15 protein-coding genes are annotated in these 14,252 nt (G+C 66.5%); 7 read left to right on the forward strand and 8 right to left on the reverse strand.

Features of this window, described 5'->3' with window-relative positions; genetic code table 11:
• The 7 genes from Q0579_RS01705 to Q0579_RS01730 all read right to left on the reverse strand — a co-directional run.
• On the reverse strand, window positions 1-315 hold a 315-nt coding region (locus tag Q0579_RS01705; protein ID WP_298808511.1), incomplete at its 3' end, for a hypothetical protein.
• 412 nt (window positions 316-727) lie between these two features.
• A complete protein-coding gene (locus Q0579_RS01710) occupies window positions 728-868 on the reverse strand; it encodes an entericidin A/B family lipoprotein (RefSeq protein ID WP_298808512.1) in 141 nt (46 codons plus the stop codon).
• A 102-nt stretch (window positions 869-970) separates the two neighbouring features.
• A complete protein-coding gene (locus tag Q0579_RS01715; protein WP_298808513.1) occupies window positions 971-1,870 on the reverse strand; it encodes a hypothetical protein in 900 nt (299 codons plus the stop codon).
• Between the two features lie 2 nt (window positions 1,871-1,872).
• Window positions 1,873-2,127, reverse strand: a complete 255-nt coding sequence (locus Q0579_RS01720; RefSeq protein WP_298808515.1) for a hypothetical protein — start codon at window positions 2,125-2,127, stop codon at window positions 1,873-1,875.
• Window positions 2,124-2,435, reverse strand: coding sequence for a LuxR C-terminal-related transcriptional regulator (locus tag Q0579_RS18230; protein WP_366522246.1), 312 nt, complete (start codon window positions 2,433-2,435; stop codon window positions 2,124-2,126). The genes Q0579_RS01720 and Q0579_RS18230 overlap by 4 nt, the downstream gene beginning before the upstream one ends.
• Entirely contained in the window at window positions 2,435-3,625 is a 1,191-nt protein-coding gene (locus tag Q0579_RS01725) for a PAS domain S-box protein (protein WP_366522247.1), read from the reverse strand. Before Q0579_RS01725 ends, Q0579_RS18230 begins: the two co-directional genes overlap by 1 nt.
• Before the next feature lie 5 nt (window positions 3,626-3,630).
• The gene (locus Q0579_RS01730; RefSeq protein ID WP_298808516.1) at window positions 3,631-4,095 is read right to left on the reverse strand and encodes a CsbD family protein; all 465 of its coding nucleotides are present in this window, start codon (window positions 4,093-4,095) and stop codon (window positions 3,631-3,633) included.
• Between the two features lie 754 nt (window positions 4,096-4,849).
• On the opposite strand from Q0579_RS01730, the gene Q0579_RS01735 reads away from it, so the two are divergent.
• Window positions 4,850-5,959, forward strand: a complete 1,110-nt coding sequence (locus tag Q0579_RS01735) for a tyrosine-type recombinase/integrase (protein ID WP_298808517.1) — start codon at window positions 4,850-4,852, stop codon at window positions 5,957-5,959.
• 215 nt (window positions 5,960-6,174) lie between these two features.
• Here Q0579_RS01735 and Q0579_RS01740 read toward each other — a convergent pair whose 3' ends face one another.
• A complete protein-coding gene (locus Q0579_RS01740; RefSeq protein ID WP_298808519.1) occupies window positions 6,175-6,675 on the reverse strand; it encodes a hypothetical protein in 501 nt (166 codons plus the stop codon).
• Between the two features lie 238 nt (window positions 6,676-6,913).
• Between Q0579_RS01740 and Q0579_RS01745 the strand changes: the two genes are divergently transcribed.
• From Q0579_RS01745 to Q0579_RS01770, 6 genes are all read left to right on the forward strand, one after another.
• Window positions 6,914-10,066 carry a TonB-dependent receptor gene (locus Q0579_RS01745; protein WP_298808520.1) on the forward strand — a complete coding sequence of 1,051 codons (3,153 nt, stop codon included), beginning with the start codon at window positions 6,914-6,916 and terminating at the stop codon, window positions 10,064-10,066.
• A gap of 303 nt (window positions 10,067-10,369) precedes the next feature.
• On the forward strand, window positions 10,370-11,470 hold the full coding sequence (locus tag Q0579_RS01750) for an NAD(P)-dependent alcohol dehydrogenase (RefSeq protein ID WP_298808521.1): 1,101 nt from the start codon (window positions 10,370-10,372) through the stop codon (window positions 11,468-11,470).
• Window positions 11,471-11,478: 8 nt separating this feature from the next.
• A complete protein-coding gene (locus Q0579_RS01755) occupies window positions 11,479-12,306 on the forward strand; it encodes an aldo/keto reductase (protein WP_298808522.1) in 828 nt (275 codons plus the stop codon).
• Between the two features lie 14 nt (window positions 12,307-12,320).
• Window positions 12,321-13,301 (forward strand): aldo/keto reductase, encoded by a 981-nt coding sequence (locus Q0579_RS01760; RefSeq protein ID WP_298808524.1) that lies wholly within the window; start codon window positions 12,321-12,323, stop codon window positions 13,299-13,301.
• A complete protein-coding gene (locus Q0579_RS01765; protein WP_298808525.1) occupies window positions 13,298-13,558 on the forward strand; it encodes an SDR family NAD(P)-dependent oxidoreductase in 261 nt (86 codons plus the stop codon). Before Q0579_RS01760 ends, Q0579_RS01765 begins: the two co-directional genes overlap by 4 nt.
• Window positions 13,558-14,121: an SDR family NAD(P)-dependent oxidoreductase gene (locus Q0579_RS01770; RefSeq protein ID WP_298808527.1), complete on the forward strand. Its 564-nt coding sequence runs from the start codon at window positions 13,558-13,560 to the stop codon at window positions 14,119-14,121. The genes Q0579_RS01765 and Q0579_RS01770 overlap by 1 nt, the downstream gene beginning before the upstream one ends.
• The last annotated feature ends 131 nt before the right edge of the window (window positions 14,122-14,252 follow it).

Raw genomic sequence — 14,252 nt, forward strand, 5'->3', positions numbered from 1 at the left:
GTTGACCATTTGTTCCGACTGCCGCTGTCCATATGACAAACCTTGAGGTGCCCCCGGGTTGCGCAGGCGCGTACCGGTAACGAGGATGTCGCCCGACGATGCAGCCGAGCTGCCGTCGGCGTTGGTCGGCGCGGTCTGATCTGACGGCGCGGCGATGCTCTCGCCGGCAGGTGCCTCAATGCTTTGGCCGGGAACGGTGGACGACTGCTCGGCCGGCGTCTGTGCCGCGCCCTGAGTGCCGCCCTGAGCGAATGCGGGAACCGACAGCAGCGTTGCCGAGGCAAGCGCGGTCGCCGCGAGATAGCGTGAAATCATCAAGACCCCTCTTGTTCACATGCCATTAACGCATGTTGTGGGGCGTATCTGACCGGGAAAAGGCGGCCACATCAATCCGAAGCTACATTACGTTGCAATAATCTTACCGACTGTCACCCTGATGCAACATAACAGAAAACAGACAGCAAACGTGTCGTTTCTTGATGTTGCGGACGGGAAAACGATACTTTGTGCTCCTGGCTTGTGACGGGGAGGTCACACCTGCCGAGCAATCACGGCACAAACGAAAACACGCCCGGACGCCGGTTCGAGCAGGTGAACCGGCATCCGGGCGTGATCCCACCGGGACGAGCGGGGACCCGCCCCGACCGAGGGGGAGGGCGACAAGAGCGGGTGCGTGCGCCGCTTGCCCCGGTGGAATGGCGTTAAGCTAAATGGGGTCGGTCAGGGCTTACTTGCCCTTGTCCTTGCCTGATGCGTCTGACACAGCGTCGCCGGCCGACTTCAGGTCACGGCCCGCGCCATTGACGGTGTTGCACGCGGCGAGCGCCAGCATCGCGGTCAGGCCGGTGGCGAGAACCATCTTCTTCATGGAAAATCTCCTTGGGTGATGGGCAGGTAGCCACGAGGCCGCCCCGCCCGGGTCTTGAACAATGGGTGCGGCGGGGCCGATACGCTGCCCCGCCGCGGCTACTCAGCGAACCCGGCGACGCGTCGCCGCGGTGGCGCCAAAGGCGGACGCGCCTGCGCCGACCAGCAGCGCGAGGACGAGGATGAACGAGGTCTTCGACGCTGCACCCGCGGCCGCGTCGGCTGCCTTCTTGGCGGTCGCGACCGCCTCGTTCTTGGTCTGGACGAAACGCTGCTGCGCCTGATCGACCTGCGCCTGCGCTTGCGCGCGGCTGATCTTGCGCTGTGCGGCGATGATGTCGACGATGCGGCTCTCGGCGCGCTGGCCCTCGGCCCCGCCACGCGCGAGCGCGGGCAGTTCCTTCGCAACTTCCTTTTGCGCCTGCTCCGGCGTCATCTGCGCCGGATCGCTCGGCGCGTCGGAGAGGTAATCGGACGCCTCCTGGCGGATGTCGTTCTGATCGATGCCCGCGACCGAGGCGGCGGTGGGCGCCGCGCGCGCTGCTGCACCAACGGTCGAGCCCGCGGCGCTGGCAACCGAGCCGACGGTGCGGAACGCGCCACCAATGATCCCGCCGACCGCGGAGGTGAGCAGGTAGATCGTCAGGATCAGCGTCACGCCCCACACGACCAGCCCGTGAACCAGCGCGTCGAACCGCTCGGTCACGCCCGACACGCGCGCCGCGGCATAGCCGCCCGCGCCCAGTGCCACGACCGTGGTGATCAGCCAGTAGATCCCGGCACCGATGCCGAAGCCTGCCGCACCCGGGGTCGTGCCCTCGGTCGGATCGACCATCGAGAGGCCGATGCCGGTGCCCAGAATGCCGAGCAGCACCTGCACCGCGACCGCGATCACCACGCCCGCGAAGATCGCGCCCCACGACAAGCGCGGCAGCACTCGCGGGGTGCGGACGGTGTCGGTCGCGACGTAATCGCCCGAAACCCCCGTTACATTCGTCGCCATAGTCACTCCTGTTCTTGTTTTGGATGTTGGGTGTTGCGGCGCGAACGGGGCGGCGTGGCACCGTCGTCCTCACCGCGCTGCGCATCGGTGTCCTCGCCGCGTTTGGCGGCGTCCTGCTGCTCGCTGCGGCCGTCGCGCACTGCCTGGTCGTCGCCCAGCAGCTTGCCGATCGCTTCCTGCGCGGCGCCCTTGGCCTCGCGGACGTGCTCGGGCTCGGCCTGACCGTCCCGGTCGCGCTGTTTCTTGTCGTCGCTCACGCGTTCGCCTCCGCGAGCAGCCGCTCGCCGTCGAACCCGCGCGCGCGCGCCCAGGCGGCCGCGGCGGTGCGGCGGTTGACGCCGATCTTGGCGTAAATGCGCGCAACGTGGTTGCGCACGGTGTTGCCTGAGACGCCCAGTGCGCGCGCGATGCTCTTGTCGTCGAGCCCGCGGCAGATCAGCGCGAGCACCTCGCGCTCGCGCGGGGTCAAATCGTCGAGCGAGGCCCCACGCTCGTCGGGCTGCGGCGCGCGCAATCGCGCCAGCTTGTCCATGATCGAGCGGCTGAACCAGCTCGTGTCCTTCATCACCGCCTCGATCGCCTCGACCAGCTCGAGTTCGGTCGCCTTGCGCTGCGTGATGTCCTGAAAGGCCCAGAGCAGGCGTTCGTCGCCATGGAGCGTGAACGCCTCGGTCGAGACGAGACAGTCGATATGCCGCCCTCGCGCGTCTCGATCCCCGCCTCGTGCCCGCGCAAGGCCTCGCCCTGTTCGATCGCGCGCTCGATCTCGCGGCCCGTGCCCTCACCCGCCCACAGCCCGACGTCGCTGAGCGACTTGCCGATGATCGCGGGCGCGGCATAGCCGGTGAGCTGGGTGAAGCTCGCGTTGATCTCGCACAACAGATGCCCGTCGCGCGCGCCGATCGCCATCGCGACGGGTGCCATCTGGAAGGTGCGGGTGAAGCGCTCCTCGCTGTGGCGTAGCGCCTCCTCCGCCTGACGCCTGGGCTCCAGGTCGGCAAAGGTGAACAGCATGCACGGATCGTCGTTGAGCTCGATCGGCTGCCCGGCGACGATCACCAGCTTGGTGCCGCCCCCTGCCAGTTCCAGCCGCGCCTCCATCTGCGGGATGGTCGTGCCCTCGGCCAGGCGTGCCTTGGCGAGATCTCGGCGGTCGGCGTCGCGCAGCACGTCGATGTCGTAAACGGTGCGGCTCAGCACCGCGTCGCGCGCGAAGCCGGTCATGTCGAGGAAACCCTGGTTCACCTTGACGAAGCGCAGGTCGGACAGGCGACAAATCACCGCTGGCGCGGGGTTGGCGTTGAACGACTGCTCGAAGCGGTCCTCGGCCTCATATTGCGCGGTCACGTCCTGGATGATCAGCACGACGCAGGTCGGCGCATCCTCGTCGCGGTCGTTCAGCACCAAACTGCGGACCTGGTGGACCCAGCGTGGCTCGTCATCGCCCGCGACCGTCACCTCGACGACGACCTCCGAGAAGCGGTCGCCCGCAACGACACGCTCGATCGGGTAATCGTCGGCCTCGACACGGCGGTTGTTGCGGTAGCGCAACTGGAACCGCCGGCGATAATCGTCGACATCCGTACCGAGTTCGTCGAGCGCGCCGACGCCGTGCATCTTGAGCGCGGCGTCGTTCGCCCACAGCAACGTCTGGTCGGGATCGATCAGGATCACACCCTCGTCGAGCCCGGCGATGATCTGGCGCAGGTGGCGCAGATCGGCGGTCTCGCGCAGGGATTTGAGCGACGCGGCCATTCGCGTCAGGCGCGCTCGCCGTGGATCAGCCAGCCGAGCAGATACCCGCCGATGCCAGCGCCGATCGCGGCGAGCACCGCCCAGGACGCGGGATTGTCCGACACCGCCGCATTCGCCGCACGCGTGCCGCGCGCGGCCGCGTCGCCGGCGCGATCGGCAAGGTCATGCGCGCGATCGGCCGCACGATCGGCGACGTCACGCGTACGCTCGGCCGCACGATCGGCGACGTCGCGGGCACGGTCAGCCGCGTCGTCCAGTCGCTCCTTGGCGTCGTCGACGAAGCCCGGTGCGGCATCGATCGCGTCCTCGGCGACCGACCGCGCGCGGCCGTAGAGGTTCTCCGCGCCACCCGCGACCTGATCGACCACGCCATGGACCTGCCAGTCGCGGCTGCCGACCGCGTCGCCGACCGCCTTCTCGACCTTGCCGCCCAGGTAGCGCGCACCGCCGTGCAGTTCGTTCTTGTTCATGCCTGCTCCTCCATCCGGGACGCCGACACGACCACGCGCCGCGACGCGCGCAGGCTCGAAGCGCTGCACGGCAAGCGGGCGGAAGCAGGGGCGTACGTTACCAAAATCTCCGTTTCGGCTGCGCAACGTAGCCGTTTCGGACACTTCAACCTATGTTATAAACGTTGGTTCCTGGTGATTTGATACGGTTGGACTAGTCCTGTTGTACCATGATGGCATTGGCGCGCCGGGTATAAAGCGCGGCGAAGCGCTGGTGCAGCAGCCGCCCGGTCTAGTCGCTGCTCCGCTCGGCCAGGGCATGATGGTCCGCGCTACGCTCCTGCAGGTGGCGACGCCCCGCGTGCGGGTTGTTCATCGGTGTCACTCCTGGATCGCGCGTGGATGGCAGCGCTGACCCAGCACGTAGGAGAATGGCCGAAACGGCGATATGGTGCGGAGCTACCAAGCAGGCACCCGATCCGCTGGGTAGATGTGTGTGCGCTGGTCAGATCGCGCATTGGCAATTTTACGGTTGCAATCTCATGTGGCGTGGATTGGCTGAGAAATGACCGCCACGATTTTGTCCGGCGAAAGCGCTGGTCATATGCGTCGAGGTGCCGCGCGAGCGATATGCCCTTGTGGTCACGAATAGCGATAATGCCTTATTATCGAATGTGGCTATCGGCGCGCGAAAAGCAGGCTAGGGTGATGCCTCGCAGTACCGTGTGAAGCACGTTCGCGGTGCCGGTGCGCTGACGCTTTGGGGGATTGATCGATGCGCGATACCGATGACGCGGGCGTGAGCGGGCAGCGCGATCTCGCGCTCGTCCACGCGCGCGACGTGTCGGCGGAGCTCGCGCGTCATGCCTCGCGCGCGCGCGCGTATATAGAAGCCGCGCGGAGTCCGGCGACGCGGCACGCCTACGCGGCCGACTGGGCGCAGTTCACCGACTGGTGTGGTGCCCACGCGCTGTCACCGCTCCCTGCGACGCCGGCAACGGTGATCCTGTTCATGACCGCGATGAAGGACGGCGATGCCGCGGCCGATCCGCCGCGACCTCCGAAGAAGCTCGCCACGTTGTCGCGCTATCTCGCCGCGATCAATGACCGCCATAAGGAGGCGGGATTGATGCCCCCTGCCGAGCAGAACGGTGGACATTACCTGCGCCGCGCGTTCGCGGGCATCCGCAATACGCATGGTACCCGGCCGGAGCAGAAACAGGCGGCGGACGGCGAGCGGCTCGGGCGGATGCTCGCGGCAATTACTGGGGACGACGTGCGCAGCGTGCGCGACCGCGCGCTCTTGGCGATCGGCATGGCGGCCGCACTCCGGCGGTCGGAGCTCGTCGCGCTCACCTTCACCGACGTACATTTCGTGCCTGAGGGCCTGCGCATCTTCGTCGCGCGCTCGAAGACCGATCAGGCGGGCCAGGGTGCGTGGATCGCGATCCCCGAGGGGCGGCGCATCCGTCCCAAGGCGCTGCTGCTCGAGTGGCTGCGCGTCAGCCGCGTCACCGACGGGCCGATCTTCCGCAAGCTCGCCGAGGTGCGCATCGCGCGGCGCGATGCGTCGGGTGAGGTGATCCGCGGCGCCGATGGCCGTGCGTTGCGCGAATGGCAGGAGGACCGCGTCCAGGCCGCCGCGCTCAGCGCGCAGAGCGTCGCGCTGGTTGTGAAGGCGCGCGCGCGAGACGCGGGGCTCGACCCTGCGCTGTTCGCGGGCCACTCGCTGCGCTCGGGGTTCCTGACCGAGGCGGCGCGCCAGCCGGGCGCCAACATCTTCAAGATGCGCGAGGTGAGCCGCCACAAATCACTCGACATCCTCGCCACCTACGTGCGCGAACACGACGGTTTCCGCGATCACGCGGGTGAGCGGTTCCTGTAAGATACTTAGTAGGGTAAAGTTGTCGACATCAATACACGTAGACGTGTCGTCATGCTGATTTTTTAATTAGGCAGTCACCACGGATCGATCGCCTGCGTGCGGATCCAGCGTGTGGCGAGCCACGTCACCCGCGTGTGACGGGAGCGTCACCAGATAATCTGTTGCCAAGAAATCACGAAACCATGCGTGTCTGACCACGCACGGTCTTGTTGGCGTCATGATATTGGTTTGACGCGTATCGCGGGGCCGGTTCGGATGTTGAGGAGGAACCCGCCGATCGTGCCGCGACGGATGCGGATCAGATCGCCGGGTCGAGGATCGCGGCCGAGTTCTCCTGATTCCGCCTGCTTCCAGGTTCCATGCCCCTGAACGTCGAACAGCCACAGTCCGTTCTGTTGCCTGGCGGCGGTTAGGGGTGCTGCAATCGGAGAAAACGCCGCGAGCGCCTCATGCCGTCCTTTTTCGCGGTTGGCGTCTTCGTTGTGCTGGATTGACGCCTGCATCGCAGCGGCTTTGTCACGGTCGAGAAGCACGACACCACGCCTTTGCTGCGTTTCCCGTAGCTTCCGCGCTTCCTCGTTCAGGCAAATCGCGCGCGGTTGCGCCGCCTGATCCAGGCAAGCGAACAACGGTGCGAGGAGATTGGGGGTAACCCGGTCGGCCTGCTGCGCACTGGCGCTCTGGCACAACAGCAACGCCAGGGTGGTAACGCCCAAGCGAGCCAATGTCGTGCGACCGGGGCACGATCTGCAATCCAACGTGTTGCTTCGACGCAGGAGTGTTGCGTTGCGGACACAATTGACGTCATTCTGCAACAAGTCAGCCTCCCTTCCCTTACATTCTGTTCATCTTCGGGCATGTGGTGGAGATCGGAAAGCCAGCGGTCAAGCGCACGGTGCCGAGCGGGGTTCATCAAGGGGGGCCCTGAAGATAACCCATTCGGGAGGGACGGTTTTGATTATTTCGAACAAGCTGGGTGGCCTGCGCACGGGCGCGGCGCCGATTGTTCTCGCAGCGGCGATGCTCTCCGCACCGGCCTTCGCACAGACGCCGCCACAGGGCGCGACGCCGACACAGGGCACGGAAGACGTTCTCGGCGCCCAGTCGAGCCAGACGCGCAATGCCGAAGGTCAGACCGCCGAGACGCGCGCTGCAGCGGGTCGTGCAACCGGCACTGAATCAGGCAGCGACATCGTCGTCACTGGTTCGCGCATCGCGTCTCCTACCATCACCTCGGTCTCGCCGGTGCAGGTCATTAGCGACGTGCAGATCAAGCAGGCGGGTGTCGCCAACATCCAAGACCTGCTGCTCGAGAACCCGGTGTTCGGCTCGCCGACCTATGCGCGCACCAACACCGCGTTCCTGACCTCGGGCACCGGCGCCGCAACGGTCGACCTGCGCAACCTCGGCACCGATCGCACGCTGGTGCTGTTCAACGGTCGTCGCGTCGTTGCCGGTATCCCAGGTTCGGCCACGGTCGACCTGAACGTCGTCCCTAGCCAGTTCATCCAGCGCGTTGACATCCTGACAGGCGGCGCATCGTCGCTATACGGATCGGACGCCGTCGCGGGCGTCGTCAACATCATCTACAAGGACAATTTCGAGGGCCTTGAGGCCAACGCGCAATACGGCATCACGCAGCGTGGTGACACGCGCGATTACCAGGCGAACGTCACCGCGGGCGGCAATTTCGCCGAGGACCGCGGCAACATCATGATGCACCTGGGCTATACGCGCCAGGGCCAGCTGCTGTCGCGTGAGCGCAGCAACACGCAGGTCGACGATTCAGACGCGTTCTTCGGCGGGTTCAGCACAAATCCGGCCGATTTCGGGACATCGGTGTCGCCGACCTTTTCGGCGATTGCACCGCAGGGTACGTTCACGGCGGGTGGCTGCCAGTTCACGTTCAACCCGGCCACCAATGCACTGGAGCGTGGCTTCAGCGCCAATGGCGGCACGATCAGCGCGGCACAGGCACGTGCCTGCGGCGTTGCAGCGGGCACCGCGCTGCCCGCGCGCGGCTTCAACCGCCAGAACTTTCGTACCATCGCGGTGCCGGTCGAACGTTACCTGTTCGCGATGCGGACGCATTACGACGTCACCGACGACATCCGCTTCATCGCGGAAGGAACGTACGCGAAGACGACCGCCAGCCGTAACATCGAACCGTTCGGCTTCTCCTCGGCCGGATCGACCGGCGCGTATCCGAGCGGCGGTCTGGCGCCGATTGAGACGCGAGTCCAGGTGGTCGGCGCAGCCCCCGGCGTGTTCACCGTGGTGCGCAATCCGCTGGTGCCCGACGCGATCTACAATGCCGCGACCGATGGCGACGGCGACGGCCTGCGCGACATCGGTTTCTCGCGTCGCCTGCTCGAATTCGGCAATCGTCGCAGCACCACGTCGCGCGATTTCTATCGCTTCGTGACTGGCCTTGAGGGTGACCTGTTCAGCGACAAGTTCCACTGGGACTTCACCTACAATTACGGCCGCACGACCGAGAACCAGCAGGGCAACGGTCAGATCAACACGGTCAACTTCCGCAATGCCTTCCAGGTCGTCACTGCCCAGAGCCTCGGCCTAGCGGGCGGCAACACGCCGGTCTGCTTCAACGCCCAGGCACGTGCGCAGGGCTGCGTTCCGGTCAACATCTTCGGTCAGAACACGATTTCGCAGCAGGGGCTGGCGTATCTGAACGCGGAGCAGACGTTCCAGACCAGCGTGTCGCAGCAGGTGGTGCAGGCCAACCTCTCGGGTTCGCTGTTCGACCTGCCGGCCGGCCCGCTGGGAATCGCGGTCGGCGGTGAATATCGCCGCGAGCGCAGCTCGGCCAACAACGACGCGCTGACCAACGCCGGGTTGAACGGCGGCAACGCGCTGCCCGACACCGCCGGTAGCTTCAACGTGAAGGAAGTCTACGGCGAGGTGAACGTGCCGCTACTGGCCGACACGCCGTTCTTCCAGAACCTGAGCCTTCGTGGATCGGGCCGTATCTCCGATTATTCGACAGTCGGCACGGTGTACAGCTACAGCGGCGGTGTTGAATGGTCGCCGATCGAGGACATCCGCTTCGCCGGCACCTACGCGCGCGCGGTGCGTGCGCCCAACGTCGGTGAGCTGTTCACCGGCCCGTCGCAGACGTTCCCCTCGGTCACTGACCCGTGCGTCGGCGTCACCGCGACCACGGCAGGCACGCTCGGCACGCAGTGCCGCGCCGCAGCAGGCGTGCTCGCCAACATCGCCGCCAACAACGGCGCGTTCGCGGTGACGCTGGCCGATCGTCAGGGTGTCAGCGGCTTCAACAGCGGCAACCCGAACCTGAACGAGGAGAAGTCGGATTCGTACACCGGCAGCGTCACGATTAACCCGCGCTCGATCGACTTCCTGCGCAACACCGTGCTGCGGGTGGATTACTTCAACATCCGCATTCGGGACGCAGTCAGCGCGCCCCCGCGGCAGTTCATCCTAGACCAGTGCTACCGTCAGGCAAACCCGACCTATTGCGCGTTCATCCAGCGCCGTGCGACCGCCACAGCGGTAAACAGCGCGGGCACGCTGGAGTTCGTTAACGCGGGTTCGGTCAACGCTGGACGCCTGGCGACGGAGGGTCTGGACGTTACGCTAACGCAGCGCGTGCCGCTCGACGGCGTCGGCATGGACGGCGCGATCAACGCCCGCGTCGCTTACACGCATACGTTCAACGGCTACGTCATCCCGCTGCCTGGCTCGGCTCGCGACAATTTCGCGGGTGAGGTCGGTGCGGCCAAGGACCGCTTCACCGCGAACCTCGGCTACACCAACGAACGTCTGAACGTAAACTTCACCGGCACCTACTTCGGCCGGTCGAGCCTCGACGACCAGACGCTGGCGGGCCGCGGTCTCGAGCCGGGCGCGATCAAGGTGAAGGCGAAGTTCTACCTGGACAGCCAGATCTCGTTCAAGGCGGCCGACCAGTACGAATTCTACCTCGGCGCGGACAATCTGCTCGACACCAAGGCGCCGAATATCCTGTCGCTGGCACCGGGCAACACCACGGGCACCGACACGGCTGCGGGCGTGTACGACGTGTTCGGCCGTCGTTACTATGCCGGTGTTCGTTTCCGCTTCTGAGCAAGCACGCATACACGAAAGGAAGGGCGGTTCCGCGAGGAACCGTCCTTTTCTTTTGCCTTTTTGCGGCTGTACGACGTCACGGCCGTGGGTTGCCGACCGATCGGTGATTGCAGCGCTAAAACGGCAGCTATGCCTGGTTTAGGACGGTCGCTGCAGGAGCGGGGGGAACCGACGCTCTCGATCAACACCCTGGCTGCGGTAAGTCTTTCTGCCGCGAGCGCGATATGTTTTGCACCGGGATAGAGACGCCGTCCCACTCGTTCTGCCCCGCGACTATCGCTCGCGAGGGATCATTCGACCATGACGATCAAGGCCATCGGCTACGCCGCCTCCAGCGCTCGCGCGAAGCTGAAGCCGCTCGCGCTCGAGCGGCAGGATCCGTTGCCCAACGAGGTGCAGATCGCGGTGCTCTATTGCGGCGTCTGCCATTCCGACATTCACCAGTGCGAGAACGATTGGGGCAACACCGTTTATCCGTGCATGCCCGGGCACGAGGTGGTCGGGCGCGTCGTCAACAAGGGCTCGCTGGTGACCAAACACGCGATCGGCGACATGGTCGGCGTCGGCTGCATGATCGACAGCTGTCACGAATGTGGCCCCTGTCTGGCGGGTGACGAGCAATATTGCGAGGGGCCGAACAGCTGGCTCGCGACCTACAACGGCCCGATGAAGCCGGCCAAGCAGGCCAAGACCGGCGAGAACATGTACGGCCGCGACAACACCTTCGGCGGTTACTCCGACCAGATCGTAGTGCGCGAGGATTTCGTGCTTAAGATACCCGCAAGCCTGCCGATCGAGGCCGCGGCGCCGATCCTGTGCGCGGGCGTCACCACCTACTCGCCGATGAAGCATTGGGGCGTGAAGGCGGGCAGCAAGGTCGGTGTTGTCGGCTTCGGTGGCCTAGGCGACATGGCGGTCAAGATCGCGCGCGCGATGGGCGCGCAGGTGACCGTCTTCACGCGTGACAAGGACAAGGTCGCCGAGGCGCACCGCCTGGGCGCAAAGAGCGTCGTCGAGGGTGACAAGGAGGCGTACAAGGCGCTGGAGGGGCATTTCGACTTCATCATCTCGACCGTGCCGGAACGCCATGAGGTCGATCCCTTCATTCCGCTGCTGCGCCACGACGGCGCGTTCGTCGCGGTCGGCGCGCTCGCGCCGATGCCGGGGTGGAACCACATGAACGTCATCATGGGACGCAAGACGATCGCGGGCTCGCTGATCGGCTCGATCGCGGAAACGCAGGAGGTGCTCGACTTCTGCGCGCAGCACCACATCGCGCCCGACATCCAGCTGATCCCGATCCAGGAGATCAACGAGGCGTACAAATATGTGAAATCGGGCGACGTCCGCTTCCGCTACGTCATCGACGCGGCGAGCCTCGCCGAGGACAAGGCGGCCTGACCGCGACCATGCGCCACGTCACGCTGCCCGATGGCACCCACGTCCCCGCGCTCGGCCAGGGGACGTGGAACATGGCCGAGCGCGCCGATGCGCGGCGCGAGGAGATCGCCGCGCTGCGCGACGGGGTCGAGCGCGGGCTGACGCTGATCGACACCGCCGAGATGTACGCCGACGGTCGCAGTGAGGAGCTCGTCGGCGAGGCGATCGCGGGAATGCGCGACCGCGTCTTCCTCGTCACCAAGGCGTATCCGCACCACGCCGGGCGCGACACGCTGCCGCGCGCGTGCGAGGCGAGCCTCCGCCGGCTCGGCACTGAGCGCGTCGACCTCTACCTGCTCCACTGGCGCGGGCGCGTGCCCCTGGCCGAGACGGTCGAGGCAATGGAGACGTTGGTGCGGCGCGGGCTGATCGCGCGCTGGGGGGTGAGCAACCTCGACACCGACGACATGGACGAGCTAATCGCGGCGGGCGGGGAGCGCTGCGCGACCGACCAGATCCTCTACAATCTGACACGCCGCGCGCCCGAGCACGACCTGATCCCGTGGCTCACCGAGCGGCGCATGCCCGTCATGGCGTACAGTCCGGTCGAGCAGGGTCGGCTGCTCGGCCATGCCGGCTTGCGCGACGTGGCGGAGGCGCGCGGCGCGACCCCGGCGCAGGTCGCGCTCGCCTGGCTGCTGAGCCGCGACCAGGTGATCGCGATCCCCAAGGCAGGGACACGCGCGCACGTCGCCGAGAATGCCGCTGCGGCGGATATGGTGCTGGACGCGGACGAATGCGCCACGCTCGACCGCGCCTTTCCGCGCGCCGCCCCTCGCCCACTCGACATGCTCTGAAAAGGAATCCAGTCATGCAGACACGCAAACTTGGCAGCCAAGGTCTCGAAGTCTCCGCGCTCGGGCTCGGGTGCATGGGGATGTCCGATTTCTATGCCGGGCGCGACGAGGCCGAATCCGTCGCGACGATCGAGCACGCGCTCGACCGCGGCGTCACCTTTCTCGACACCGCCGACATGTACGGCGTCGGCGCGAACGAGGAGCTGGTCGGGCGCGTCGTGCGGAACCGCCGCGAATGGGTCGTCGTCGCGACGAAGTTCGGCAATGTCCGCGGCGCCGACGGCAGCTTCCAGGGGATCAACGGGCGGCCCGACTATGTCCGCCAGGCGTGCGACGCGAGCCTGAAGCGTACCGGGCTCGACTTCATCGACCTCTATTACCAGCACCGCGTCGACCCCGAGGTGCCGATCGAGGAAACGGTCGGCGCGATGGCCGAGCTCGTCCAGGCGGGCAAGGTCAAGTATCTCGGGCTGTCGGAGGCCGCGCCTGCGACGATCCGCCGCGCGCACGCGGTCCACCCGATCACCGCGCTACAGACCGAATATTCGCTGTGGACGCGCGATCCCGAAGATCAGATCCTGCCGGTGTGCCGCGAGCTCGGCATCGGCTTCGTTCCCTACAGCCCGCTCGGGCGCGGGTTCCTGACCGGGCAGTTCAAGTCGCCCGACGATCTGGCGCAAGACGATTACCGCCGCCACTCGCCGCGGTTCCAGGGCGATGCGTTCCAGCGCAACCTCGACCTCGTCCGCGCGATCGAGGAGATGTCGAAGGCCAAGGGCTGCACGCCCGCGCAGCTCGCGCTCGCCTGGGTGCTGGCACAAGGCGACGACATTGTGCCGATCCCGGGGACCAAGCGGCGGACGTATCTCGACGACAATCTCGGTGCGCTCGACGTGACGCTGAACGACGCCGATCTCCGCCGGATCGACGCGGTGCTGCCACCGGGTGCTGCGAGTGGCGAGCGTTATCCCTCGATGGCGACGATCGACCGATGAGCGCGCAGGGTGCTGCGGCAGCGATCGCACCGGGCAGGCTCGCGGTCGTGACGGGTGCGGCGAGCGGGATCGGGCTCGCCGCGGCGCATGCCTTCGCCGAACGGGGCATGCGCGTCGCCCTGGTCGACCGCGCGGGCGACGCGCTCGAGGCGGCTGCGGCGGATATCGAGGGCGCGAGCGCGCACGCGCTCGACGTCGCCGATCCCGATGCGCTGGTCACGCTGGCGGAGCAACTGGGTGAGCCCCTGCCCTGCTGATGAACAACGCCGCGATCGGCGCGGGCGGCGACGTGCTGCCCGGGGTCGCCGCGTGGCGGCGCCTGATCGACGTCAATCTGATGGGGGTGCTCCACGGCGTCGCCGCGTTCGCGCCCGCAATGATCGCGAGCGAGGCGCCCGGGATCATCATCAATACGGGCTCGAAACAGGGCATCACCCAGCCGCCCGGCAACACCGCCTACAATGTCAGCAAGGCGGGCGTGAAGGCGCTGACCGAGGGACTGGCGCACACGCTGCGCGAGGCAACCGGCGAACGCGTGACCGCACATTTGCTGATCCCGGGCTACACCCACACCGGCATGACCGCGCGCGGGCCGGAGAAGCCCGACGCGGCGTGGAGCGCCAGGCAGGTGGTCAACTTCATGCTGGCGGGGGTGGAAGGGGGAGACTTCTATATCCTGTGCCCCGATAACGAGACGACGCGTGAGCAGGACGCGAAGCGCATCGCTTGGGCGGCGGGCGACGTCAGCGAGAACCGCCCGGCACTGTCGCGCTGGCATCCGGCGTGGGAGGAGGCGTTCGCGCGGTTCATGGCGGAGTGACAACATACCGGCATGTCTGACATCATTGGTTAGTCGTATCCGGCTTAGGGTCAGGACCCATTGATGTGAGCGTCACGATCTGATGGGGTGGACGCCCCCCGACGGCATCGATGTGCCAGAGTGGAGGTGTT

Source organism: uncultured Sphingomonas sp. (assembly GCF_936927845.1).
In the GTDB taxonomy this organism is placed as follows: Bacteria; Pseudomonadota; Alphaproteobacteria; order Sphingomonadales; family Sphingomonadaceae; genus Sphingomonas.